26 protein-coding genes and 1 pseudogene are annotated in these 24076 nt (G+C 72.9%); 13 read left to right on the top strand and 14 right to left on the bottom strand.

Translation table 11 applies throughout. The features are described from left to right. Window positions 1–31: 31 nt before the first annotated feature. From ACZ63J_RS37180 to ACZ63J_RS37165, 4 genes are read right to left on the bottom strand one after another with little or no spacing between them, the layout of a single operon-like run. Entirely contained in the window at window positions 32–343 is a 312-nt protein-coding gene (locus ACZ63J_RS37180) for a DUF4387 domain-containing protein (RefSeq protein ID WP_465404426.1), read from the bottom strand. After that, entirely contained in the window at window positions 336–1709 is a 1374-nt protein-coding gene (locus tag ACZ63J_RS37175) for an acyclic terpene utilization AtuA family protein (protein ID WP_465404428.1), read from the bottom strand. The genes ACZ63J_RS37180 and ACZ63J_RS37175 overlap by 8 nt, the downstream gene beginning before the upstream one ends. After that, on the bottom strand, window positions 1706–2659 hold the full coding sequence (locus ACZ63J_RS37170; protein ID WP_465404430.1) for a phosphoglycerate dehydrogenase: 954 nt from the start codon (window positions 2657–2659) through the stop codon (window positions 1706–1708). The genes ACZ63J_RS37175 and ACZ63J_RS37170 overlap by 4 nt, the downstream gene beginning before the upstream one ends. Then, window positions 2656–3927: an MFS transporter gene (locus ACZ63J_RS37165; protein WP_465404432.1), complete on the bottom strand. Its 1272-nt coding sequence runs from the start codon at window positions 3925–3927 to the stop codon at window positions 2656–2658. The genes ACZ63J_RS37170 and ACZ63J_RS37165 overlap by 4 nt, the downstream gene beginning before the upstream one ends. A gap of 116 nt (window positions 3928–4043) precedes the next feature. Between ACZ63J_RS37165 and ACZ63J_RS37160 the strand changes: the two genes are divergently transcribed. Then, entirely contained in the window at window positions 4044–4757 is a 714-nt protein-coding gene (locus ACZ63J_RS37160) for a GntR family transcriptional regulator (RefSeq protein ID WP_465404434.1), read from the top strand. On the opposite strand, the gene ACZ63J_RS37155 is transcribed toward ACZ63J_RS37160, so the two are convergent. Then, entirely contained in the window at window positions 4754–5683 is a 930-nt protein-coding gene (locus ACZ63J_RS37155) for a hypothetical protein (RefSeq protein WP_465404436.1), read from the bottom strand. The genes ACZ63J_RS37160 and ACZ63J_RS37155 overlap by 4 nt on opposite strands. A 258-nt stretch (window positions 5684–5941) precedes the next feature. Here ACZ63J_RS37155 and ACZ63J_RS37150 point away from each other — a divergent pair, with 258 nt between their 5' ends. Continuing rightward, window positions 5942–6709 carry a S1 family peptidase gene (locus ACZ63J_RS37150; RefSeq protein WP_465404438.1) on the top strand — a complete coding sequence of 256 codons (768 nt, stop codon included), beginning with the start codon at window positions 5942–5944 and terminating at the stop codon, window positions 6707–6709. Between the two features lie 39 nt (window positions 6710–6748). Here ACZ63J_RS37150 and ACZ63J_RS37145 read toward each other — a convergent pair whose 3' ends face one another. Genes ACZ63J_RS37145 through ACZ63J_RS37135 form a run of 3 tightly spaced genes read right to left on the bottom strand, consistent with a single transcriptional unit; the run spans window position 6749 to window position 10046 of the window. Further along, a complete protein-coding gene (locus ACZ63J_RS37145) occupies window positions 6749–7924 on the bottom strand; it encodes a CaiB/BaiF CoA transferase family protein (RefSeq protein WP_465404440.1) in 1176 nt (391 codons plus the stop codon). Next, window positions 7921–9099, bottom strand: coding sequence for an acyl-CoA dehydrogenase family protein (locus ACZ63J_RS37140; protein ID WP_465404442.1), 1179 nt, complete (start codon window positions 9097–9099; stop codon window positions 7921–7923). The genes ACZ63J_RS37145 and ACZ63J_RS37140 overlap by 4 nt, the downstream gene beginning before the upstream one ends. 8 nt (window positions 9100–9107) lie before the next feature. After that, window positions 9108–10046, bottom strand: coding sequence for an AraC family transcriptional regulator (locus tag ACZ63J_RS37135; protein WP_465404444.1), 939 nt, complete (start codon window positions 10044–10046; stop codon window positions 9108–9110). A gap of 74 nt (window positions 10047–10120) precedes the next feature. Between ACZ63J_RS37135 and ACZ63J_RS37130 the strand changes: the two genes are divergently transcribed. The 4 genes from ACZ63J_RS37130 to ACZ63J_RS37115 are packed head-to-tail and all read left to right on the top strand — an operon-like array spanning window position 10121 to window position 12257. After that, window positions 10121–11503, top strand: coding sequence for a dihydrolipoyl dehydrogenase family protein (locus tag ACZ63J_RS37130; RefSeq protein ID WP_465404446.1), 1383 nt, complete (start codon window positions 10121–10123; stop codon window positions 11501–11503). Window positions 11504–11537: 34 nt separating this feature from the next. Continuing rightward, complete coding sequence (locus tag ACZ63J_RS37125) at window positions 11538–11678, top strand: hypothetical protein (protein ID WP_465404447.1); 141 nt, start codon at window positions 11538–11540, stop codon at window positions 11676–11678. Then, a complete protein-coding gene (locus ACZ63J_RS37120; protein WP_465404449.1) occupies window positions 11678–12130 on the top strand; it encodes a nitroreductase family protein in 453 nt (150 codons plus the stop codon). Before ACZ63J_RS37125 ends, ACZ63J_RS37120 begins: the two co-directional genes overlap by 1 nt. Continuing rightward, window positions 12030–12257 carry a nitroreductase family protein gene (locus ACZ63J_RS37115; RefSeq protein WP_465404551.1) on the top strand — a complete coding sequence of 76 codons (228 nt, stop codon included), beginning with the start codon at window positions 12030–12032 and terminating at the stop codon, window positions 12255–12257. Before ACZ63J_RS37120 ends, ACZ63J_RS37115 begins: the two co-directional genes overlap by 101 nt. Here ACZ63J_RS37115 and ACZ63J_RS37110 read toward each other — a convergent pair. Beyond that, a complete protein-coding gene (locus tag ACZ63J_RS37110; RefSeq protein ID WP_465404451.1) occupies window positions 12254–13072 on the bottom strand; it encodes an alpha/beta fold hydrolase in 819 nt (272 codons plus the stop codon). The genes ACZ63J_RS37115 and ACZ63J_RS37110 overlap by 4 nt on opposite strands. A gap of 76 nt (window positions 13073–13148) precedes the next feature. Between ACZ63J_RS37110 and ACZ63J_RS37105 the strand changes: the two genes are divergently transcribed. Further along, the gene (locus ACZ63J_RS37105) at window positions 13149–14075 is read left to right on the top strand and encodes a helix-turn-helix domain-containing protein (protein WP_465404453.1); all 927 of its coding nucleotides are present in this window, start codon (window positions 13149–13151) and stop codon (window positions 14073–14075) included. On the opposite strand, the gene ACZ63J_RS37100 is transcribed toward ACZ63J_RS37105, so the two are convergent. Then, entirely contained in the window at window positions 13973–14881 is a 909-nt protein-coding gene (locus ACZ63J_RS37100) for a cupin domain-containing protein (protein ID WP_465404455.1), read from the bottom strand. The two genes, ACZ63J_RS37105 and ACZ63J_RS37100, sit on opposite strands and share 103 nt — an antisense overlap. Window positions 14882–14951: 70 nt before the next feature. Between ACZ63J_RS37100 and ACZ63J_RS37095 the strand changes: the two genes are divergently transcribed. Together ACZ63J_RS37095 and ACZ63J_RS37090 are read left to right on the top strand one after the other, a co-directional pair. Continuing rightward, complete coding sequence (locus ACZ63J_RS37095) at window positions 14952–16334, top strand: FAD-dependent oxidoreductase (RefSeq protein WP_465404457.1); 1383 nt, start codon at window positions 14952–14954, stop codon at window positions 16332–16334. Window positions 16335–16461: 127 nt separating this feature from the next. Beyond that, on the top strand, window positions 16462–17355 hold the full coding sequence (locus ACZ63J_RS37090; protein ID WP_465404459.1) for a TIGR03619 family F420-dependent LLM class oxidoreductase: 894 nt from the start codon (window positions 16462–16464) through the stop codon (window positions 17353–17355). Window positions 17356–17390: 35 nt separating this feature from the next. Here ACZ63J_RS37090 and ACZ63J_RS37085 read toward each other — a convergent pair whose 3' ends face one another. Both ACZ63J_RS37085 and ACZ63J_RS37080 read right to left on the bottom strand, forming a co-directional pair. Continuing rightward, complete coding sequence (locus ACZ63J_RS37085) at window positions 17391–17639, bottom strand: DUF3253 domain-containing protein (protein WP_465404461.1); 249 nt, start codon at window positions 17637–17639, stop codon at window positions 17391–17393. Beyond that, a complete protein-coding gene (locus ACZ63J_RS37080) occupies window positions 17623–18843 on the bottom strand; it encodes an MFS transporter (protein ID WP_465404463.1) in 1221 nt (406 codons plus the stop codon). The genes ACZ63J_RS37085 and ACZ63J_RS37080 overlap by 17 nt, the downstream gene beginning before the upstream one ends. An 81-nt stretch (window positions 18844–18924) precedes the next feature. Here ACZ63J_RS37080 and ACZ63J_RS37075 point away from each other — a divergent pair, with 81 nt between their 5' ends. The 3 genes from ACZ63J_RS37075 to ACZ63J_RS37065 all read left to right on the top strand — a co-directional run bounded on the left by ACZ63J_RS37075 (window position 18925) and on the right by ACZ63J_RS37065 (window position 21019). Beyond that, a complete protein-coding gene (locus tag ACZ63J_RS37075) occupies window positions 18925–19353 on the top strand; it encodes a winged helix-turn-helix transcriptional regulator (RefSeq protein WP_465404464.1) in 429 nt (142 codons plus the stop codon). Window positions 19354–19400: 47 nt separating this feature from the next. Continuing rightward, window positions 19401–20165, top strand: a complete 765-nt coding sequence (locus ACZ63J_RS37070; RefSeq protein WP_465404466.1) for a DUF1206 domain-containing protein — start codon at window positions 19401–19403, stop codon at window positions 20163–20165. Between the two features lie 65 nt (window positions 20166–20230). Then, window positions 20231–21019, top strand: a complete 789-nt coding sequence (locus tag ACZ63J_RS37065; RefSeq protein ID WP_465404468.1) for an adenylate/guanylate cyclase domain-containing protein — start codon at window positions 20231–20233, stop codon at window positions 21017–21019. Here ACZ63J_RS37065 and ACZ63J_RS37060 read toward each other — a convergent pair. Next, window positions 20934–21848: a helix-turn-helix domain-containing protein gene (locus tag ACZ63J_RS37060; protein WP_465404470.1), complete on the bottom strand. Its 915-nt coding sequence runs from the start codon at window positions 21846–21848 to the stop codon at window positions 20934–20936. The genes ACZ63J_RS37065 and ACZ63J_RS37060 overlap by 86 nt on opposite strands. Window positions 21849–21975: 127 nt before the next feature. Here ACZ63J_RS37060 and ACZ63J_RS37055 point away from each other — a divergent pair, with 127 nt between their 5' ends. Next, window positions 21976–22875 (top strand): alpha/beta hydrolase, encoded by a 900-nt coding sequence (locus ACZ63J_RS37055; RefSeq protein ID WP_465404472.1) that lies wholly within the window; start codon window positions 21976–21978, stop codon window positions 22873–22875. Here the strand turns inward: ACZ63J_RS37055 and ACZ63J_RS37050 are convergent. Next, window positions 22856–23971: pseudogene (locus ACZ63J_RS37050) on the bottom strand (LLM class flavin-dependent oxidoreductase). The gene ACZ63J_RS37055 and the pseudogene ACZ63J_RS37050 overlap by 20 nt on opposite strands. Window positions 23972–24076: the final 105 nt, after the last annotated feature.

The following is a 24076-nucleotide window of genomic DNA, read 5'->3' as shown; positions in this document are numbered from 1 at the left end:
ACATCAAATGTATGAATGACGGCGGGCACTGTCAAGGCAGCTCCAGCAGCGCCAGCGGCACGTGGTGCTGGCCCGCGTGGATGTCCCGGTCCCGCAGGCCGCCCTGGGGAACCGGGCGGGGGAAGGAGATCTTGACGACGTTCAACGCCGGGATCCGGAAGATCCGCACCCCGCCGGCCGGCACGCCGTACAGCCGCGCGACGACGTCCTCGTTGAGGAAGGTTTTGTCCGCCGCGACGCGGTATCCCGCTTCGTCGCGCATGAACAGCTCCATGGTGACCCAGAACGGGCCCGCGTTCTTCGACCGGACCTCGAGGGCGCGGTCCTGCAGGGTTTCAGGCATCGGCACGGGCCTTCCGGAGCTCGGTGCGGAACAGCGCGGTCGGCGTCTCGGCGTCGACGACGTGGTTGAGGACGAACTCGTAGGCCGGGCCGCGCTCGGTCTCCGCCGGCGACGTCGGGAAGGCGAGGCTCGGCAGGTACGGCATGTCCGGGGTCGGCAGGTGCAGCATCAGCGGGTTGGCGATCTTCGCGACGGCGGTGGCGGTCGCCTGGTCGGCCGCGTGCACCAGCAGCATCACGCCCACCTCGCGCGCGGGGGTCGTCGCGGGGTCGAGGTCTTCGAGGATCGCGTTGTGGCCGTAGAGCCGGATGTCGAGCTCGTAGCCGTCCTCCCCCAGCGCGAGCGTCTGCTGCACCCGCTCGACGAGCACCTTCCGCAGCAGCGCGGCCCAGTCCTCGATGCCGGCCAGGATGTGCGGGTCGCGGATGGCGGTGAACGACATCGTCGCGTAGCCGGTGAGCCGGGCGCCCTCGAGCTTGATCGTGTGCTGCGCAGCGGGTTCGAACGCCGAGCCCTCGACGCGCACGATCCGGTCGTCGACGGCCCGGTAGGTGGCGGCGGAGACGTCGAGCGTCCCGGCGGGCTCGCGCATCCGGAACGGGTCGGCGGTCTCGTACAGCATGTGCGCGGCCACCGACGTCGGGGTGCAGGCCGCCGTGGGGTCCAGCGGTTCGATCGTGAAGCCGGTGCGGTCGATCCGCGCGAACACCCCGCCCGAGCGCGGGTTGGTCGTGCACTGGCCGCCGCATTCGACGATCTTCGACGCGTGCCAGACCGGGCCGGCCGGCATCCCCCGCATCAGCGCGAAAGCGGCCGCGACCGCGGTGTCGGTGGCGCGTCCGGCCAGCACGACGTCGGCGCCCGCGCGCAGGGCCGCCTCGATGGGCTCGTGACCCATCATCCCGACCACGCGTACGCAGCTGTCGAGGGTCGCGGCCTCGAGCGGGCCGAGTGGCGGCAGCGGGTGGATCGCGCCCTCGGCCAGCCGGCGCCGGAGGTAGGCGGGGTCCTGCTCGCTGTAGATGGTGGCGACGGTCAGGTCGATCCCTTCCGCCGCCAGGATTTCCGCGGTGATCGCGGCGAGCCAGTCGACCCCGCTGTCGGCCCCGCTCGTGCCGCAGGACCCGACGACGAGCGGGATCCGGGCCTTCGCCGCGGCGCGCAGCAGCACGCGCATGTCCCGGGCCACGGCCGCGGTCGACGTCTTCGGGGTGCCGGAACCGAGGTAGTGGGGACCGGAGTCGGTCGAACCCCCGTCCACGGCGATCACGTCCGCGCCGAGGGCGAGGCCGCGCTCGACCGTCTCCTCGGCGAACCCCGCGCCGATCATGCCCGCGGGCACCAGGACGCCCACTGAGTCGTTCACTCGTTTCTCCTTCGTGTGACGGGGAAAACCGGGCTGCGCGGCGCACCGCGCAGCGAGGCCAGCAGCTCGTGGGCGGCGCCGGCCACGGCGGCCCGGCGGGCTTCGGTGGTCTGGCCGCCCAGGTGCGAATAGACGGTGATCCCGTCGACTCCGCGCAGCGGGCTGTCCGGCGGCAGCGGCTCGGTCCGCACGACGTCGAGCGCCGCGCCCGCCAGCCGGCCCGAGCCGACGGCCTCGGCGAGCGCGGCTTCGTCGACGAGGGCGCCCCGCGCGGTGTTGACCAGGATCGCCGTGGGTTTCATCAGGGCGAGCGCGGCCGCGTCGACGAGGTTCCGCGTCCGCGGGGTCAGTGCGGTGTGCAGGGACACGAAGTCCGCTTCGCGCAACAACTTCGGCAGCTCGACGAACTCGACGTCCGGGTCGCCGCCGTCCGGATGTGCGGTGGCGCAGAGGATCCGCATACCGAACGCCCGGGCGAGCGGGACGACGGCGCGGGCGGCCGGGCCGTGCCCGACGAGCCCCAGGGTGGCGCCGCGCAGTTCGCGCCCGCCCCGCCGCGGCCAGCCGCCCGCCCGCACCCCGGCGGCCGATTCGACGAGCCGCCGGGACGCGGCGATCAGCAGCCCCATCGTGTACTCGGCGACGGCGTTGCTGTTGATCCCCGGCAGGTTGCTGACCCGGATGCCCAGCCGGCCGGCGGCCTCGACGTCGACCGAGTCGTACCCGACCCCCGACCGCACGATCGCGCGCAGGAGCGGTGCGCGTTCGAGGACTTCGGCAGTCAACGGGTCGTTGCCGATGATCGCGCCGGTCGTGTCCGCCAGCGCCGCGACCAGCTCCGCACCGCGCGGCCGGACGACGTAACGGAGGTCGTGGCCGGCCGCGGTGAGCAGGGCGTGGGCCTCGTCGCCGGGGCGGGCGTAGTCGGTGGTGACCAGGATGACGCTCACAGCGCGACCTCGGTCCCGGTCGGGCGGCGCCGCAGCACCCACACCACGGCGGCGACCGCGAAGACCGCGAGCAGGGCCGCGTCGACCGGCATCAGGTCCCAGCCGCTGACGTCGACCATCCCGCCGACCACGGCGGGCCCGAGGAAACCGCCGCCCGCCCAGCCGACGGTGTAGAGCGCGGTGTAGGTCCCGAGCACCCGGCTGGACGGCGCGAGGTTCCACAGGACCACCGCGGCGTTGATGACGAACCCGGCGGCGCCGACCGCGGCCACGCACAACGCGACGATCGTCGCCGTGGCGGTGTGCAGGAGCGTGCCGATGGTCAGCGCCAGGACGAAGACCGTCATCCCCAGCGCCATCACGCGCAGCCGGCCGATCCGTTCGGACAGCAGCGCCAAGGGAAACGCGGCGAGCAGGAACGCCACGCCGCTGGGCAGCGTGAGCCCGCCGGCCTTGCCGCGGGACAGCTCGAGGGCTTCGATCCCGTAGTTGGTGACGAGCGAGCGGGACGCCGCCCAGGCCGCGCCGAACAGCAGGATCGCCAGCAGCACCAGCAGCCGGGTGCGGTCGGGGTCACCGGCGAGCTCACGCAGGATGTCGCGCATGCGCGGTTTCGGGGCGTCTTCCTGCTCCGGCTTTTCGTCCTCCTCCACCGCCGCCCGGTAGGCGGGCGACGCGCTGTCGCGGACCCGCAGCACGAGCACGGCCGCGGAGACCAGCATCAGGACCGCGGGCACCGAGAAGGCCAGCACCGGGTGCGAGTCGACGAGGAAGGTGCTGATCAACGCCGAGACGATGATGGTCAGGCTGGACGCGATCTTCACCGCGGCGTTCGCCCGGCTGCGGCGCTCGGGCCGGATGAAGTCGGGCAGCAGCGCCTCCCCCAGCGGCTTGAAGCTGTTCGCCACCAGCGCATAGGCGAACATCAGCGCGATGAGCGCCGGCAGCGACGACGCGAGCGGGATGGTGGCGAACAGCAGGGCGGCGACCGGCATGCCGGCGGCCAGGTACGGGATCCGGCGGCCCCAGCGGGTGCGGGTGTTGTCCGACCGGTTGCCGATCCACGGCTGGATGAACACGCCGAGGATGTTGTCCATCCCCATCAGCAGCCCGATCACGGCGGCGCTCCCGACGTGCTCGCGCAGCAGCGGCGGCACCTGCGCGTCGTAGAAGTTCCACGTCGACTCCTGGGCGAAGACGGCGAGGGCGACGAAGAACGTGATGTGCCGGCCGATCTTCCGCCCGCTCGGGGCGTCCACTGTGGTCATCAGGAGTCCTCCGGGTCGCCGCGGCCGCGTCGCCGCTGCGGTCACCCTAGAGATGCTATAGCAAAATTGTCAACGGTGGCATATCGGGTTGCCATGGCCAGCGCTAGGATGGGGGCATGGAGACCCCCGTCGCGACCGAGACCCTCGCCGACCGCACGTACCGCGCGGTGCAGGCCGCGATCGCGGCGGGTGAGCTGAGCCCGGGTGAGAAGGTGACCGAGCGCGGCCTGGCCGAGCGCTTCTCGGTGAGCCCCACGCCTGTCCGCGAAGCCATCCGGCGGCTGGAGCAGGACGGCCTCATCGAGCGCGCGGGCCCGCGCACGGTGGTCGTGGCGGCGATCGGCGACTCGGCGATCCAGGACCTGGCCGAGGTCGAGGTCGCGCTGCGCGGGCTGGTCGCGCGCTTCGCCGCCCGCCACGCGACGCCGGCCCAGCTCGACCGCCTCGACACGATCCTCGACGAGGCCGACGACCTGGTGATCGTCATGCGCCAGCGGCACGCCGGCGGCCAGCCGGTCGACCGGTACGTCGGCACGCTGCTGGACACGATCCAGCGCTTCAACGACGCGGTGAGCGCGTGCGCGGGCAACCCGGTCCTGGTCCGGCTGCTGGAACAGAGCCGCGTGTTCTCCCGCGACGAGCGCCGCAGCCGCCTGACCGACCACGTGCTGGCCGACGACCGCTTCGGCGCCGAGCGTTATTCGAGCCACCGGGCGCTCGTCCACGCCTTGCGCGCGGGCGACGCGGCGAAGGCCGAGGAGATCGTCATGAAGGACGCCCGCGGCGGCCTCGACGACCTGCTCCGGAAACCGGCGGCCGGGGCGAACTAGCCCCAGCACCACCGCATTCCGCGGATCCCGGGCGCCACCCCGGTGCCGAAGACGTGCGCCGGGGACACCGCCGACAACGCCACCTCCGTGACGTCGCGTTCCGGCCCGCCCGGGGAGTCCCGCCGGTACGCGTGGCAGCTCGACGGCAGCGCCTCCGGGGCGAAGTGGACCTCCAGCAGGTGCTCGGGCACCGGGTGCCGGAACCGCCGGTCGTAGCTGGTGTCGGGGACGTCGTCGGTGTACTCGAACTCGTACTCCAGGATCGCCGTCTCGCCCAGCGCCAGCGGCCGGCTCGGCACCAGCTCGCTGAGCACGAACCCCGGCTCGGGCAGGACTTCCGTGCGCGCGGGCTCGCAGTAGCGCGTCGACACCAGGCGTGGCGGGCGGCCCGGGGTGCAGCCGCGCAGCGCGACCAGCTTGGCCTGCACCGGTTCGTCGACCGCGCGCACCACTTCGCGCACCCGCAGCCGGGTCAGCGCCCCGTCCGCGGCGACGTGCAGGGTTTCGTGGAGGCTGAGCACCACCAGGGACGTCTCGTCCGCCGCGTCGAACGAATGCAGCACCGACAGCACGCGGTTGCGCGGGCCCCAAAGCCGTTCCCAGCCCACGACTCCCGGCGCCGCCACGTGGTCGGGCCGGGCGAGCAGGCCGGTCAGCGAACCCGCGGGCAGGCCGAGGATCCCTTCCAGCACAACGACCGCGCGCAGCGACTCGGGGCGTTCGGGCCGGGTCCGGCCGGTCCGCCAGTAGCTCAGCGTCGTGGTGCTGACCGGGACGCCCGCCGCGGCCAAGCGGCCCCTGAGCCGCGCCAGGCCCAGCCCGCTGCGGTTGATGGCCAGGGAAAGCGCCCGGCTGAACGGGCCGGCGGCGAGCGCGTGCGCCAGGTCCCGCCCGGGCTCCGGGGCGGGGGCCGCGAACAACTGCATCCAGGTCCTCGGTGATCCGGACGGAAACGGCCTGCCCGGCGGATCGCGCCGGTCTGCGTTCGGTCTAACAGCCGTGGACGGCGGCTGTCATCCGACGAACGTCGGCCGTGCCCGGAGAGCGGACGCCCCGGGAAAGCGCAACCCGCCGAAGGAACCGTCCTGTTCCGTTGATCGGCTCGGGCCTTCCAGCGGATTACCCGGAGCGCACCGCCCGCTTACGTTCGGTGAGTCCCCACCGGTCCCCCAAGGAGTCCCGAAATGCGTGAAACCCCCGGACGGCTCACCCGCGCCGCCGCCGTGCTCGCCGGTTCCTGCGCCGTGTTCGCGACGCTCGCCGCCGCCCCCGCATCGGCGAGCACCCCGGTCACCCCGCTCTCCCCCGCCGCCCAGCCGTCGATCATCGGCGGCAGCACGGCGCAGAACCCCGGCTACATCACCCGCTTCAACGGGCACGCCAACGGCTACACGTTCTTCTGCACCAGCACCCTGATCGGCGCGCGCTGGGTGCTGACCGCCAAGCACTGCATGTACGACAACAACGGGCAGCGGCTGACCGACATCGACCTCTACGTCGGCTCGAACAGCGCTTCCGGTGGGGTGCACGCCAAAGCGGCGTCCACCTACCTGTACTCGGGCGGCGACCTCGCCCTGATCAAGCTGAACACCAATGGTGGCAGCACTTTCGCCCAGCTCGCGAGCAGCTCTTCCGACGCCGAAGAGGGTGACGCCGCCCGCGTGTACGGCTGGGGCGCGACCCAGTCCTCCGACGAGGGCAACCACCAGTCGAGCGTGCTGAAGCAGGCGTCGGTCCGGATCTCCGACACGAGCGACACCGACTACTTCGGCGGCCCGGCGATCTCGGCCGACACCCCGAACGGCGCGGTCGCCGGCGGCGACTCCGGCGGCCCGATGCTCGACGGCGGTGTGCAGGTGGGGGTGTGCTCGACCAGCGACCGGTCCAGCACCACCACCTACGGCAGTGTCGCCGCGGGCCGCTCCTGGATCCGCCAGACCAGCGGCGTCTGACCGGTCGCGGGGCCGCCGCCGACCGGCGGCCCCGCGGCTTCACCCGCTCTGGGCGGCGATCCCGCGGCCGATGAGGTCGTCGGCGTCCACTCCGGACTCGACGAGCAGCGCGCGTGTGTGCTGCCCCAGCGCCGGAACGTCACCCATCACGGCTTCGACGTCGGCGAAGGTCACCGGCGGCAGCAACGCGTCGACCCGGGCGTGCTCGGTGCCGACCTTCCGCCAGCGGTCCCGGGCCCGCAGCTGCGGGTGGTCGACGACCTGGCCGACCTCCTTCAGCTGGGCGGCCGGAACTCCGGCCGCGGCGAGGCGGACGTCGAGTTCGGCGTTGGACCACTGCGCCGTCCGGGCCGCGACCGCGGCGTCACACTCGCCGCGATGGGCCACCCGGGAAACGTTGGTGGCGAACCGAGGGTCGTCGGCCAGCTCGGGCGCGTCGAGCACGTCGGTGACCAGGGTGCGCCAGCCGGTGTCGTTCTGGACACCGATCAGCAGCTGGCCGTCGCGGGTCGGGAAGGCGTCGTACGGCGCGATCGAGCTGTGGCTCAGCCCCATCCGCGCGGGCTGCGTCCCGCCGTACATCTGCGTGTACAGCGCATATCCCATCCACTCGACCGTCGCCTCGAGCATCGAGACCTCGATCGTGGCGCCTTCACCGGTCCGCCAGCGCCGCAGCAACGCCGCCAGCACCGCCTGCGAGCAGTACATCCCGGACGCGATGTCGGCGGTCGGGATCCCGGTCTTCGCGGGCGCTTCCGGCGTGCCGGTGATCGCGATCAGGCCGGCTTCGGCCTGCACCAGCATGTCGTAGGCCTTGCGCTGCTCCATCGGCCCGCCGGTACCGAACCCGGACAGGTTCACCACGACCAGCGCCGGCTGCCGCGCGCGAAGGTCGCCGAAGCCCAGCCGGTCCGCGGCGCCGGGCGCGAGGTTCTGCAGGAAGACGTCCGCCTTCGCGACGAGCCGCCGCACGACGTCGCGCCCCTCCGGCGTCTTCAGGTCGACGGCGAGCGACTCCTTGCCGCGGTTGAGCCACACGAAGTGCGCGCCGCTGCCGTGCACGACGTGGTCGTAGGCCCGGGCGAAGTCACCCCCGTCGACCCGCTCGACCTTGATCACCCGCGCGCCGAGGTCGGCGAGGTTGCGGCTCGCCAGCGGCGCGGCGACGGCCTGCTCGAGGGCGACGACGGTGACCCCGTCGAGCGGGCGCGTCACGACTGCTTCTTCTTCTCGGCCCGCACCAGCCCGCCGCCGATGATCAGCCGCTGGATCTCGCTCGTGCCTTCGTAAAGCCGCATCAACCGGACGTCGCGGTAGATCCGCTCGACCGGGACCTCCCGCAGGTAACCCGACCCGCCGTGGACCTGCACCGCCAGGTCGGCGACCTTGCCCGCCATCTCCGTGCAGTACAGCTTCGCCGCCGACGGCGCGATCCGCCGGTCCTCCCCCGTGACGTACAGCCGCGCCGCCTCACGGGCCAGCGCACGCCCGGCGAGCACCCCGGTCTGCTGGTCGGCGAGCATCGCCTGCACCAGCTGGAAGTCCCCGATCGGTGTGCCGCCCTGGGTGGCGGTCGCGGCGTAGGCCACCGACTCGTCCAGCGCCCGCTGAGCGGCGCCGACCGCGAGACCGGCCATGTGGATCCGGCCGCGCGCCAGCGACGTCATCGCCGCCTTGTAGCCGACCTCGCCGTCCCCGCCGACCAGCGCCTCCGGGCCGACCCGGACCTCCGAGAAGGTGACGTCGGCGGTCCGGGAGCCTTCCTGGCCCATCTTGGCGTCCTTGGGGCCGACCGTGATGCCGGGCGTGTCGGCCGGGACGAGGAACACCGCGATGCCGGTGCCGGCCTCCGACGCGGGCCGGGTGCGGGCGAACACCACGAACAGCCCGGCCTCGGTGGCGTTGGTGATGAACTGCTTGCCGCCGGTGATCACCCAGCCGTCACCGTCCGGTTTGGCCGTGGTCCGCAGGCCCGCCGGGTTCGAACCCGCACCGGGCTCGGTGAGCGCGAACGACGCGACGACGTCACCCGAAGCGATCTTCTCCAGCCACCGCGCCTTCTGGTCGTCGGTGCCGAAGCCGACCAGGACCTGCCCGGCGATGCCGTTGTTGGTGCCGAACATCGACCGCAGCGCCAGCGACGTGTACCCCAGCGCCATCGCGACCTCGACGTCCTGCACGAGGTCAAGGCCGAGCCCGCCCCATTCCTGCGGGATGGCGTACCCGAACAGCCCCATTTCGGCCGCCTGCGCGCGCAGGTCGGCGGGGATGGCGTCCGTCGACATGATCTCCAGCTCGCGGGGCATGACACGGGTGCGCACGAAGTCGTCGATCTGGCCGAGGACGTCCGCGAAGACGTCGCCGGGGACGTCGGGGTTGCCGGTGTACATGACTTTCACTATCGCAGATCCACGCGGTCCCCCGGCCCCTGCCGGGCGCGGCGGAACCGGGCGGGAGTCGTCCCGAACTCGGCGCGGAACGCGCGGGTGAACGCGGATTCGGACTGGTAGCCGACCCGGCCGGCGACCGTCGCGACCGTGGTGTCGCCGGTGCCGAGCAGCTCGGCCGCGGCCAGCAGCCGGGCGCGGGTGAGGAACGTCCCGACCGTCATCCCCGTCTCCCGCCCGAAGCGCCGGAGGAACGTCGCCCGGGACATCGCGGCCGCGCGGCTGAGCCGCTCGATCGTCCACTCCGCCCCGGGCTCGTTCAGGACACTTTCGACGCAGGCGGCGATGCGCGGGTCGGTCGCGGCGGTCCACAGGGTGTCCGTCGTGGCGGCGCCGCGGGACGTCCGGAGCACCATCGCCAGCAGCACCGTGCACAGCGCCGCGAGGATCGCCGCCGTGCCGTCGCCTTCGCGGGCGGCCTCCCCGCGCAGCAGGGAACTCACCGTGCGCAGCACTTCGCCGGTTTCGGCCGACTGTCCGAACGAGACGTGGACCGCGTCGGGCAGGCTGCGGAACAGCAGCCCTCCGGCGCCCGCGTTCATCGTGAAGCGGCCGCAGAACAGGTCGATCACCGGGTCGCCGCCGCGCTCGCTGCGCGTGGTCACGAACGCGTCCCCGGCCGTCTCCGCGATCCCCCGCGGCCGCCCGCGTCCGGCGGTGATCACCCGGTGCTCGGCGCCGCTCGGGATCAGCACGACGTCCCCGGGGCGCAGCTCGAGCACCCGGGCGCCGACGTGCAGCCGGCACTCCCCTTCGAGCAGGACGTGGAACGGCACCTCCAGCTCGGCGTGGCGGGCGACGTCCATCCGGGTGGCCGCGCCCAGCAGGCAGCGCTTGTCGAGCCGGGCGCCGACCCGCGCCATCCGCAGCAACCGGCTCACGGTGTCCATGGTGATACTTTGGGGCAGAAAACCGATCCGGACAAGCCTGGTCGTCTCATCGGACCGGCAGCAGACTCGGTCGTATGGAAACCACCTCGCTCACCGCGGACGTCCTGGTCATCGGCTTCGGCAAGGGCGGGAAGACCGCCGCGCACACGCTCGCCGCCGCCGGCAAGCGTGTTGTCCTGGTCGAACGGTCCGCGAACATGTACGGCGGCACCTGCCCGAACGTCGGCTGCGTGCCGACCAAGATGCTCGTCCACCACGCGAACTCCCGCCGCATCGAGGACGACGCCCAGCAGTTCTTCGCCACCTCGATCGCCGGGGTCCGGGCCCTGACCACTGCCTTCCGCGCGGGCAACTTCGAGTCGCTCGACGGCCAGGAGACCGCGACCGTCATCACCGGCACCGCCCGGTTCGTCGACCCGCACACCGTCGCGGTCGGCGAAGGCGACCACCGCATCGACGTCACCGCGCCGGTGATCCTGGTCAACACCGGCTCCGCGCCGGTCGTCCCGCCGATTCCCGGCCTGGCCGGCAGCAGGCACCTGGTCAGCAGCACCGAGCTGACGCAGGCGGCGACGCTGCCCGAGCGGCTGGTGGTCGTCGGCGGCGGGTACCTCGGGCTCGAGTTCGCGTCGATCTACCAGCACTTCGGCACGCACGTCACCGTCATCGAAGCGGCCGGGCGGCTGCTGCCGCGGGAAGACGAGGACATCGCCGCCGCCGTCCGGGAGATCCTCGAAGGGGACGGCGTCCGGATCATCACCGGGGCGAAGATCACCCGGGTCGAGGACAGCGGCGCGGTCGCGGTCGTCGAGTACGAGAGGGACGGCGCGCGCCACACCGTCGAGGCGAGCGCGCTGCTGCCCGCGACCGGCCGCCGCCCGGTCACCGAGGACCTCCGCCTCGACGCGGCCGGCGTCCGGACGCTGCCCACCGGCGCGATCGAGGTCGACGAACACCTGCGCACCAGCCAGCCGCACATCTTCGCCCTCGGCGACGTCAACGGCGGGCCGCAGTTCACCTACGTCTCCCTCGACGACGCCCGGATCGTCCTCGACCAGCTGCTGGGCCAGGGAAAGCGCACGACGGCCGACCGCGTCGCCGTGCCGCACACGCTGTTCACCACCCCGCCGCTGGCCACCGTCGGCCTGACCGAGCGCGAAGCCCGGGCCCAAGGGCTGAACATCAAGGTGTCGCGGGAAAAGGTCGCCGACATCATCGCCATGCCGCGCGCCTACACGGTCGAAGAAACGCGGGGGGTCATGAAGTTCGTCGTGGACGCCGACACCGACCTGATCCTCGGCGCGGCCCTGCTCAGCATCGACGCGCAGGAGATCGTGAACACCGTCGCGCTGGCGATCCGCCACCACATCACGGCGACGGAGCTGCGCGACTCGATCTACACCCACCCGAGCTCGACCGAAGCCCTCAACGAGGTGTTCGACCAGGTTGTCGGCTGAGCGCCGGTTCGGTCCGAGTGAAACCGTGGGGATCATGCGGGTCCTCGACAACCTGGAGGTCGAGATCACCGCCGAGGGCCATGAGCTCTTCGAAGCCGCGCAGCCTGCGGATCTGCCGACCCGGTTCAGCTACCCCGAAGCCCGAGTCGGCTCGGTCGGATCCGGGAGGCAGTGATGCTGGACGTCTACGAGGCGGTGAAGACCCGGCGGGCGGTGCGCGGGTTCACCGACCGGCCCGTTCCCCACGAGGTGCTCGAACGGGTGCTGGCCGCGGCAGCCTGGGCGCCGTCGGGGTCGAACCTCCAGCCGTGGCACGCTTTTGTGGTCACCGGCGGACCGCTCGCCGAGCTGAAGAAGCGCGCCGGCGAGCGCCTGGCCCTCAGCGACCCCTGGGACGAGCCCGAGTGGGGACCTCGAGGCGCGCCAACGGGCCGCGGCCGGGAACTGGGACTGCTTCGGCGCGCCCGCCGCGCTTTTCTGTTACCTCGACCGCGACCTGGACCGGCCCCAGTGGTCCGACGCCGGCATGTACCTGCAGACGGTCATGCTGCTGCGCGCCGAAGGGCTGCACAGCTGCCCGCAGATGGCGTGGGCGAAGTTCCACCGGACCGTCGCGGAAGTCCTTAACCCGCCCCGGAACCTGCTCCTCTTCTGCGGCCTGTCGATCGGCTTCGAAGACCCCTCGGCCGACCTCGGCCGCACGGGCCGCGCGCCGCTCGGCGAAACGGTCACCTTCGTCGGCGACGGCGTCTAGGCCCGGTCCGCGGTGAAGGCCAGGAGCAGCTCGGCGGTCCGGGCCGGGTCTTCGAGGTTGGGCGAATGCCCGAGCCCGGGCAGCATCCGGACCGTCGCACCGGGAACCGCGCGGTAGCCGGCCGCCGACGCCGGACGCCACCGGCGGTCCTCCTCGCCGAAGAGCACCAGCAGCGGCTTGCCGAGCGGCGCCAGCCGGTCCGGGAGCGACCGCTCGCCCAGGTAGGCGAGGACGGCCCGCGAAGTCGCGCCGAACACCCCGAAGTCGATGTCGCGGAACTGGTCCACGTACGACCGGGGGATCTCGAACCCCGGCCGGAACCCGTCGCTCATCGCCTGCCGGATCTCGTCGTCGGTCAGCTCCGTCCAGGAAACGGCCCGGGCGGGGACATCCCTCGCGATCAAGGCCGCCAGGTCCGGTCCGGTGTTGATCAGCACGGCCGCGGTCACGAGGTCGGGGCGCGTCTCGGCGAGCGCCGTGACGACCACGCCCCCGCTGGAATGGCCGACGGCGACGGCAGGCCCGCCGAGCCGGTCCAGTGCCGCGGCCGCCCGGCGAGCCTGATCTTCCACGGCGTAGCTCGCGCCCGCCGGCCGGGCCGACCGGCCGCACCCGAGCAGGTCGATCCGCAGGACCCGGCGGGACGCCGTCAGCAGCGGTAGGACCGGCTCCCACGAACGGGCCGACGCGGCGGTCCCGTGGACGAGCAGCAGCGCGGGCGCGTCGCGGGGGCCGTCGTCGTAGACGTGGATCTCGCCGTCGTCCAGGACCGGGGCCGTCTCGCCGGTGCGGGGTTCGTCGTTCGAAACAGTCATGAGGGCACTGTCGCGGGCCGCGGGCGCCCGTGGCTTGGACAAATGTTCCGGCCGCCGGCGTGCGTAGCATGACGCCATGGGGCCGTTGTGGGACATCGCCCGTCCGCCGCAGCGCGGCCGCGTGCCCGGTGTGGCGATGGCCGGGTTCGCCGACCGCGGGGTCACCCCGCCCGCGCTCCGGATGATCCCGCACCCGGCGGTGACCCTGATCGTCGCGGTCGGCGGCACGATGGCCGTCGAGGACCCCGCCGGGCGGCGGCAGCGGGGCAGCTTCGCCGCCGGGCCCGGCTTCGGCGGCCTGGTGCGCGTGTGGTGGGAAAACGACGTCGAATGCCTGCAGGTGCGGCTGTCCCCCGTGGTCGCCCACGCCGTCCTGGGGCCCGCCGTGGCCGGCCTCGACGGCGGCGTCGGAACGCTCGACGAGCTGTGGGGCCGGGAAACGGCGAGGCTCGGCGAGCAGCTGGGCGCACTTCCGTCCTGGGCACAGCGGTTCGCGTGGACCGACGCGTGGCTCGCCCGTCGCTGCGCCTCGGCCGCGCGGGTGGACCGCGAGCTGGCCTGGGCCTGGCAGCGGATCACCGCCGGGCGCGGCGCGGTCCGGATCGAGGACCTGGCGGCCGAGCTGGGCTGGAGCCGCAAGCGCCTGTGGGCCCGGTTCCAGGCCCAGCTCGGCCTGCCACCCAAGCGGGCGGCGAAGCTGGTCCGCTTCGACCACGCCGTCCACCGCCTGGTCGCCGGGCAGCGGGCGGCCGGGGTCGCCGCCGAAGGCGGCTACACCGACCAGTCCCACCTGCACCGCGACGTCAGGGAGTTCACGTCGCTGACGCCCACGACCGTCGTCGACGAACCGTTCCTCGCGATCGACGACGTCGCGTGGGGCTGGCCTTCGCCGGCTCGGGGTCAGCTGTCCGTTGTGGAGTCGAGCGCCCGCTTCCGGAACCGCGCCGGCGTGCTGCCGAGCGACGCGCGGAACGCCTGCCCGAACGCCGACTCCGACCGGTAGCCGACCTCGCTCGCCACCCGGCCCACCGAGTGGTCCGACCGCGTCAGCAGGTCGGTCGCGACCATCATCCGGATCGCCGTCACGAGCGTCGCGACCGTGGTGCCGGTGCGGGCGGTGAAGTGCCGCACGAACGTGGCCCGGGACATCGACGCGGCGGCGGCCAGCCGGTCGATCGTCCACGCCTCCCCCGGCCGGTCGACGATGCCGGCGATCACGCGGCCCAGCGCGTCGTCACCCATCGCCGTCCACAGGGCCGGCGCGCCGAGGCGCGGCTCGGGGCGGCCGCGCAGGGCCATGGCGAGCAGCGCGTCGCACAGGGCGGCGACCACGGCGGCGGTGCCGGGGCCGTCGACGCGGGCCTCGCCGCGCAGGACCTCCGCGAGCGTGCACGCCGGGGTGTCCAGCGAGACGTGCACCAGCGGCGGCAGCAGGCGGAACAGCAGTGAGCCGGCGCCCGGCTCGAAGCGGTAGCGGCCGCAGAAGAGGTCCAGCTCGGGCTCGGCGCCGACCGTCCGGCGGGTCGGGAACGCCGCGCCCGGCTCCTCCGCGAACCGCCGCCGCCGTCCCGAAGCGGCCGAGACGGTGTGCGCGCCGCCGTGGGCGAGCAGCACGAGGTCCCCCGGGCCGAGCTCGGCGGTGTGCGGCCCCGAGGTCACCGTGCAGCGGCCGTCGAGCACCAGGTGGAAGGGCACCTCGCCCGGGCCGGCCGCCGGGTGGTCCAGCGCGAAGCGCCCGGCGAGCAGGCAGCGCACGTCCACCCCGCCCTCCGGCCGGGCCAGCCGGACCAGGCGGCTCACGCCGTCCATGAGCCGGTTCCGACAAGGATTGAGCTGTTCACGCGTGGTCGTCTCTCCTCGCCCGGCCGATGATGGACACATGGAGCATAAGCACTTCGACCTGCTGGTGATCGGGTTCGGCAAGGGCGGCAAGACGCTGGCCGCCACGATGGGGCGGCTCGGCAAGCGCGTGGCCATGATCGAGCAGTCCGATCGGATGTACGGCGGCACGTGCATCAACATCGGCTGCGTCCCGACGAAGGCGCTCGTCCACCACGCCGAACACCCCGGCGCCGGCAGCCCGGCGGAGCGCCACCACCAGGCGGTCGAAGACACGCGCGCCCTCACGGCGACGTTGCGCGGCAAGAACTTCGCGATGCTCGACACGCTCGACTCGGTCACGGTGATCACCGGCCGGGCGGAGTTCCTCGACGCCAAGACGGTGCGTGTCACCGCCGACGCGGACGTCCTCGACCTGAGCGCCGACACGATCGTGGTCAACACGGGCGCGGTGCCGGCGGTCCCGCCGATCCCCGGCCTGCGCGAGAGCGGGCACCTGCTCACGAGCACGGACCTGATCGACCTCGACCACCTTCCGAAGCACCTGGCGATCCTCGGCGGCGGTTACGTCGGCGTGGAGTTCGCGTCGATCTACGCCCAGTTCGGCAGCACGGTCACGGTGCTCGACGCGGGCCCGCGGATCATGCCGCGCGAAGACGAGGACATCGCTACGGCGGCCACGGAAATCCTGCGCGGCGCGGGTGTCGAGTTCATCCCGGGCGCCCAGGTGACGGCGGTGCGCGACATCGACAACGGCGTCGAGCTGACGTACGAGGTGAACGGCCGAACCCACACCCTGGCGGCCGACGAAGTCCTGGCGGCCACGGGCCGCACCCCGGCGACGGAGGGCCTCGGCCTCGACCGCGCGGGAGTCCGCACCCGGGCGTCCGGCGCGATCGAGGTGGACGAGTACTTGCGCACGAGCGTCCCCCACATCTACGCGGTCGGCGACGTCAACGGCGGCCCTCAGTTCACGTATATTTCTTTGGACGACAGCCGAATCGTGACGGACCAGCTCACCGGCGCCGGTTCGCGGTCCACTGTGGACCGGAAGTTCGTGCCGTACACGGTGTTCATGACGCCGGCCCTGTCCCGGGTGGGTCTCACGGAGCGGGAGGCGGTCGACCGGGGGCTGCGGGTGAAGGTGGTTTCGAAGGCTGTCGCGGACATCGCGGGGATGCCGCGGGCGAAGATCGTCGGCGAGACTCGTGGGGTCATGAAGTTCGTCGTCGACGTCGATACCGACCAGGTGCTGGGGGCGGCTCTGCTGAGTGTGGATTCGCAGGAGCTGATCAATGTGGTGACCCTGGCGATGCGGCAGGGCACGACGGCCGGGGTGCTGCGGGATGCGATTTATACGCATCCTTCGTCTACGGAGGCTTTCAACGAGGTTCTGGCTACCCCGCCGGTGCGGACCACCTGAGCCGCTGGATACGCTCAAAACGATCACCCCCAGCGCCCGATGCGCCAAGATACTTGAACGAGCAACTAGACGCGAGTACTAGTGGTAGCAGGACCGGCACGGTCCGTTCGCTCTTCAGGGGAGAATCATGCGCATTGGGTTCAGCCTTCCGGTTTTCGGCAAGGCCGCGGCCACGCCGGGCGGGATTGCGCGGTATGCGCGCGAGGCCGAGCAGGCCGGCGCCGCCAGTCTTTGGGTCGGGGACCGGCTTCTGTCGCCCGTCAAGCCCGTTGTGCCCTATCCGGGTTACGACACCATGCCGGAGGAGTTCCACACCGCCCACGACCCGTTCACCGCGCTGGCCGTCGCCGCCGCGGTGACCGAGACCGCGATCCTCGGCTCCAGCACCATCAACGCCACCCAGTACCAGCCCGCCAACTTCGCCCGGCTGCTGACCAGCCTCGACGTCGCCAGCAACGGACGGCTGCTGCCCGGCCTCGGCATCGGCTGGTCGCCGGACGAGTACGCCGCCGTCGGGATTCCGATGGGCGAGCGCGGGAAGCGGCTCGACGACCTGCTCGACCTGCTCGACACCTGGTGGGCCAAGGACGTCGTCTCGCACGAGGGCGTCGGCTACTCGATCGCGGAAAGCCACGTCGACCTCAAGCCGGTGCGCAAGCCGCCGGTGCACCTCGCCGGGTTCGGGGAGAAGTCGCTGCGGCGGGTCGCGCAGCGGGCCGACGGCTGGCTGCCCGTCTGGTCGGTGCCCGAAGCCTTCCCCGCGGACGTGCTCACCTCGACGCTGGCCAAGCTCCGCACCGACGCCGAGCAGGCCGGCCGTGACCCGCAGGCGCTCGGTGTCGCGCTGCGCGTGAACGCCGCTCCGGGCACGAAGGCGGAGGACATCGCCGAGTCGGTGACGAAGATCGTCACGACGCTCGAGCCCGACCACACCTTCGTGGACCTCACCTACCTGACCGGCAGCGTCGAGGAGCACCTCGACCTCACCGGCCGGCTGCTCGACCTGACCGCCCAGGGCTGAGCCACCCCGGGCGGGCCCACCGGAGCCCGCCCGGGTCAGGCCGTCCGGATCCTGATCGGGCCCCGCCATTCGCCGTCGGGGTCGAGGAGCTCGCCGCCCTGAATCACCCGGACCCGGCCGTCCCGCGCCAACTCCCGGGCCAGTTCGCGGGCCTCGGGCACCAGGGGACGCCAGTCGTCGGCCACCGCCCGGGCCGCGTCCGACGGGCACGTGCTGCTCCCCGCGCCTCGCGCCGTGGCCAGGGCGAGAATCGCCGCCCGCAGCCGGTCAGGCGCGGTGGTCAACGCGATCCGGGCCTGCTCCGCGCCGGGACCGCCGCCGTCCCGGATGCGCTCCAGCTCCCGCCGTGGACCGCTCATCCCGCCAGGATCGCACCGCGCAGGCCAGCGCGCAGACCGCGAACCCGGCCCCGAGCAGACTCGAGCCCACCCAGCCGTAGGCCGTGAAGACGGCGGTCGTCGACGCCGCGCCGAGCGCGGACCCGAGTGCGTAGAAGACCATGTAACCGCCGATGACCCCGCTCGGCCGGTCCGGGAACGCCGCGGTGAGCCCGTGCTGGTTGCCGACGTGCACCACCTGGACGGCGAAGTCGAGCACCACGATCCCGGCGGTGAGCAGCCAGAGCGACCACGGCAGCTGCGCGATCGCCGCCCACGACACGACGAGCAGGGTGAGCGCGAGCCCGGTGACCGGCGCCGCCCGGCCGGCGTCCGCCCACCGTCCCGCCCGGGCGGCGCCGAGCGCGCCGGCGAGCCCGGCGAGGCCGAACAGCCCGATCCGGCTTTCGCTCAAGGAACCCGCCAGCGCCGGCGACAGGCCGCTCCACAGGGTCCCGAACGACGCGAACAGGAAGAACGCGACGAGCCCGCGAGCCAGGAAGGTCCGCTGCCGGAACAGCCCGCCCAGGGACACCAGAGCCCGCCGGTACCCCGAGGAGGCGCGCTCGTCCGGCGGCAGCACCACGAGGACCAGGACCGCCAGCCCGAGCGACAACACCGCGAGTACGGCGTAGACGCTCCGCCAGCCCCACGCGTCGGCGAGCAGGCCGGTGACCACCCGCGCACCCAGGATTCCCACCACGACGCCCGAAGTCACGACGCCGATGGTCCGCCCGCGTTCGGCGGGCGCGGAAACCGAAGCGGCGTAAGCCACCGTCGTCTGCACCACCACCGCGAACGCCCCGGCCACCGCGAGCCCGGCGAACGCCATCCCCGCACCCGACGCCGACGCCGTCAGGACCAGGCCCACCGCGGTCAGCGCCAGGTGCCCGGCGATGAGCCGGCGCCGGTCAGCGACGTCGCCCAGCGGCACCAGCAGCACCAACCCGGCGAGATAGCCGAGCTGGCCGGCCGCGACGAGCCACCCGGACAGCCGCGCCGGCACCCCGAGGTCGTGGCCCATCGGGCCCAGAACCGGTTGCGCCGCATAGATTCCCGCCACCGCGACCCCACACACCACCGCGAGCAGCAGCCGCCGTCGCCCGTCCATCACTCCCCCGATCAGTAGCAGTTTGCAACCAAACCGACCGTACGGCAGAATGGTTTCGATCCGCAACTCTTCGGAGGTGTCATGCCCTGGACCGACCCCCAGTGCCCGGTCGCCCGCACGCTCGACCTCGTCGGCGACCGCTGGAGCCTCCTGGTCGTCCGTGACGCCATGGACGGCGCGCGCTCGTTCACGGAGTTCCAGCGCCGCACCGGGATCGCGCGCAACATCCTGACCGACCGCCTCCGCAAGCTCGTCGAGCACGGCCTCCTCGCCCAGCGCACGGCGGCCTCGGGACGACGGCAGGAGTACGTGCTCACCGACGCCGGCCGCGACCTCTTCCCGGTGGTCCTCACGTTGCGGCAGTGGGGAGAACGCCATGCCTTCGCCCCGGGCGAGCCGCACTCCACGCTCGTCGACGGACGGGGTGTCCCGGTGCCGGAACTGGTCCCGTCGGGAACCGACGGCGAGGTGGTCGACGCGGACACCACGCACGTGCGGAAGATCGGCTGACCCGGGGGCGCCTGGTCAAACGGGCCGCGGTGAGCAAGGATCCGCAGATGCCCGACATCAGAGGATTCAGCCTCTTCGCCCGGATCGGGCTGACCTGCTACGCCGTGGTGCACCTGGTCGTCGCCTGGCTGGCGGCCCAGGTCGCGCTCGGCGACAACGAGAAAGCCGACAAGGCCGGGGCGCTGCAGCTGGTCGCTTCCGGCGGCGGCGCGTGGCTGCTGTGGCTGATCACCGCCGGGACCGGCCTGCTCGCCGTCTGGCAGCTCAGCGAAGCGATCACCGGCCACCGCCACGTTCCCGCGCGACGGCGGCGGATCCGCCGGATCACCAGCGGGCTCGAGGTCGTCCTGTACGGCCTGGTCGCCTACAGCGCGGGCAAGACCGCGGCCGGCGGCTCCGGCAAGGCGGGCTCGATCGTGGCCGCGGCGCTCGGCCAGCCGTGGGGCGCCGCGGTGGTGATCACGGCCGGCGCCGCGGTCATCGTCGCCGCCGCCTTCCTCGCCTACCGGGGTGTCCGCAAGAAGTTCGTGCAGGACCTGGACTTCGGCGGCGCCTCCCGCGGCCTGCGCCGGTCGACCGAGCAGCTCGGCCAGGTCGGCTGGTGCGCGATGGCGGTCGCCTACGGGACGGTGGGCGCCATGTTCGTGCTCGCCGCGCTCACCTACGACCCGGCGAAAGCCGGCGGCCTGGACCCCGCGCTCAAGACCCTCGCCGCGCAGCCGTACGGGCAGGTCCTGCTGCTGACGCTGGCCGCGGGCATCGCGGTCTTCGGGGTGTTCGCGCTCCTCGAGTCCCGGTTCCGCAAGATCTGACCGCTCGGGTGAGCTTCGCCCCGATCACCGCTCGGCGAACCCGACTCGCCAGTAGGCTCCACCTCGTGAACGGCCCCGAGCCCTGGCACGCCCGCACCCGGCGGTTCCTCCGCACGGCCGACGAGCGCGACCGGCTGGTGCGCGCCGCCCGGCTGGTGCGGCGGCTCGTGCCCGGTGACGACCGGCCCGACGACCCGCTCAGCCCGTCCGGCGGCCGGTCGTCCGACCGGATCGCGCGGCTGCTCACCGACGCGGGCGCGGACCGGCCCAGCGCGTCCCGTGAGCTCGGGCTGGCCGCCGTCCAGGCCTGGCAGGCGGCCACCCGCCGCACCACGCACCCCGACACCGCCGCCGGGATCACCGTCCTGTTCACCGACCTGGTCGGCTTCTCCTCGTGGGCGCTGCACGCCGGCGACGACCGGGTGCTGGCCCTGCTGCGCTCGGTCGCCGACGTCAGCAAGTCGGTGATCACCGGGCACGGCGGCTCGGTGGTGAAGGGCCTGGGTGACGGCGTGATGGCGGTCTTCACCGACACCGCCCGGTCGGTGGTCGCGGCGCACGAGACCTGCTCGGCGGTCGCCACCGTGGCGGCCGAGGGTTACCACCCCCGCCTGCGCGCGGGACTGCACCGCGGGCACCCGCAGCGGGTCGGCGCGGACTACTTCGGCGTGGACGTCAACATCGCGGCCCGCGTGATGGCCGCGGCCGGCGGGGACGAGGTCCTCGCGAGCGCGGCGGTGCTCGACGCGCTCGACCCGGACACGGTCATCACCCGCCGGCGGCGGGGGTTCCGCGCGAAGGGTGTGCCTGCCGACCTGCAGGTGTACTCGGTGGTGCCGACGTACCGCTCGTGACCCGCCCGTCGCCATGCCAGCGCAGCAGGAAGCGCAGGGCCTCTTCCGACGGCGAGCCGGGCTCGGCGGTGTAGGCGACCAGCAGCTGGTCGGGATGGGTGTCGACGGAGAACTGCTGGACGTCCAGCTCGACCCGGCCCGCCACCGGGTGCGCGTAGGTCTTGACCAGCTGCCGCGGCCCGCGGACCTGGTGGCTCGCCCACCAGGCGCGGAAGTCCGGGTCGCGCACGCTCAGCTCGCCGACCAGCGCGCTCAGGGCGCGGTCGTGCGGGTCGCGGCCGGCCTCCATCCGCAGCACCGCCACGCACTCGCGGGCCGACCGCGGCCAGTCCGCGTACAGCGTGCGGAACTTCTCGTCGAGGAACGTCAGCCGGATCAGGTTGCGCTCTTCGGCGGGCAGGGCGCCGAAGTCGGTCAGCAGCGCCTCGGCGCCGCGGTTCCACGCCAGCACGTCCATCCGGCGGTGCAGGACCAGCGCGGGGACGTCGGCCATCGTGTCCAGCAGCTGGCGCAGCCGCGGCGCGACCTCCGGCCGGGCGGGCCGCCGCGCCGGGGCGGTGACGTCGGCGACGGTGAACAGGTAGTCGCGTTCGTCGGCGGCCAGCCGCAGCGCGTCGGCGAGCGCGTCGAGGACCGGGCGCGAGACCCGGCGGGTCCGGCCCTGCTCCAGGCGCACGATGTAGTCGACGCTCACGTGCGCCAGCTGTGCCAGCTCTTCCCGGCGCAGGCCGGGCACGCGGCGCAGCCGGCCGTCGTCGGGCATTCCCGCGTCGCGCGGGTCGAGCGCGGCGCGACGGGCCCGCAGGAACTCGCCCAGTTCGGTGCTCACGCCCCCAGTCTTCCGCAGCGGGCGACGCCGTGCCTGGTACCAGGTTGCCTAGGCACTTCCTTCCCTGGCACCCGCCCGTCCGCCGGACCGAACCTGGAGGTCCACACCGGACCGAATCGGAGCACCCATGAACGTCACCTTTCCCAGCGCCGGCCTGAAGATCGCGGGTCACCTCCACCTGCCGGAGACGGCCACGCCGGGCCCGGCGATCGTCGTCGGGCACCCCGGCACCGGCGTCAAGGAGCAGACGGCGGGCCTGTACGCGCGACGCCTCGCCGAACAGGGGTTCGTCACGCTCGCCTTCGACGCCGCCTACCAGGGTGAGAGCGAAGGCTTCCCGCGCGGCCTCGAGGATCCCGCCCAGCGCGTCGAGGACCTCAAGGCCACGGTCTCCTTCCTCACCACCCGCGACGAGGTCGACCCCGCGCGGATCGGCGTGCTGGGCATCTGCGCCTCCGGCGGGTACGGGCTGACCGCGGCCGCGACCGACCACCGCGTCCGGGCGCTCGGCACGGTCAGCGCGGCCGACATCGGCCGCCAGTTCCGCCTCGGCGCCGACGGCACCCAGGATCCGGCCGTGTTCCGGCAGCTCCTCGACGCCGCCGCGGAAGCGAGGACCGCCGAAGCGCGCGGCGAGGAGGTCCGGACCTTCGCGCTGTTCCCGGAAACCGCGGACCAGGCCCGCGCGGGCGGCCCGCACAGCTACGACGGCTGGGAGTACTACTGCACCCCGCGTGGCGAACACCCGCGGTCGGCGAAGCTGCTGCCGTGGTCGAGCGTCGACCGCATCGCCGGCTACGACGCCTTTTCCGCGCTCGGCCTGCTCGCGCCGCGCCCGCTGCTGATGATCGCCGGCCGCGACGCGGTGACGTCCTGGATGAGCGTCGAAGCGATCCAGCGCACGACCGGCCCGCGGGAGCTGCACTGGATCGAAGGCGCGTCCCACGTCGATCTCTACGACAAGGACGAGTACGTCACGCCCGCGGTCGCGAAGCTGGCCGGGTTCTTCAAGGAGCACCTGGGCTGAAGGTGCGGCCGTGCACGGCGGGGCGGCCGCCGTACGGGTCCTTCTCCGTCCACAGCGTCGTGGGCGCCGCCTTGCGGACGACCGGGACGACCTCGGCGGCGAACCGGTCGAGCATGTCGAGCTGCTGCTCGTGCGGGAGCATCGTGGGCAGGCTGAACGACTGCAGGTCGTGCCCGTAGGCCTCGTGCCACCACAGGATCTTCTCGGTGATCTGCTGCGGGCTGCCGACCAGGACCGGGCCGCGCGCGATCGCGTCGTCGATCGACCCGAACGTCATCTCGTTGCCCGGCGTGTGGTTTCCCGGCTGGTTGAAGAAGGCGACCATCTTCTCGTAGGTCGGCCCGAAGGCCTCGCGCGCTTCCTGCGTGCTGTCGGCCAGGTACAGGAAGCCCGCGCCGGCGGCGACGAAGGCGAGGCTCGGGTCGTGGCCGTGCTCGGCGTACTGCTTGCGGTAGTGCTCGATCAGGACGGTGTAGTTGTCCCGCGGCTGGATCGCGTTGGCGGAGAAGAGCGGGTCACCCCATTTCGCGGCGAGCTAGGCCGAGGTCACCGTGGTCGCCGAGCCGTGCCAGATCCGGGGCGCGCCGGCGAACGGGCGCGGCAGGCTCGTCACCTCGTTCAGGGGAGCGCGGAACCGGCCTTCCCAGGTGACGTCCTCTTCGCGCCACAGCCGGCGCAGCAGCTCGTACTTCTCCGCGAGCGCGTCCCACTGGTCGCCGTTGGTGATGCCGAACATCGGCAGCTGGCGCAGCTCGTTGCCCTTGCCGATCACCAGCTCCAGCCGGCCGCGGGAGAGCTGGTCGACCGTCCCGTAGTCCTCGGCCACACGCAGCGGGTCGTGGATCGACAGCACCGACACGCCGGTCTGGATCCGCACCCGGCTCGTCGTCGCGGCGATCGCCCCGAGCAGCACCGTCACCCCGCTGCTCAGGAAGTGCCCCGCGTGACGTTCCCCGAGCGCGACGGCGTCGAACCCGAACTCCTCCGCGTACCGCGCCGAGGTGAGCGCCTGCGCGAAGCGTTCGTCGGTGCGGATCAGCCGGCCGGTCACCGGGTTCGTCAGGTGCGGCAGGATGTCCAGGACCTGGAATCTCATTTTGTGCTCCGTTCTCACGCTGGTCGATCGGATCATGACCTGCGCTTTTGCCGCCGTGGCAGCGGTTCCACATCCTGAGCGGCCGTGCGCTCGCCGCCGCTTGCG

The organism is Amycolatopsis sp. NPDC104863, from assembly GCF_055582965.1.
This window is presented reverse-complemented; position numbering and strand designations above follow the sequence as displayed.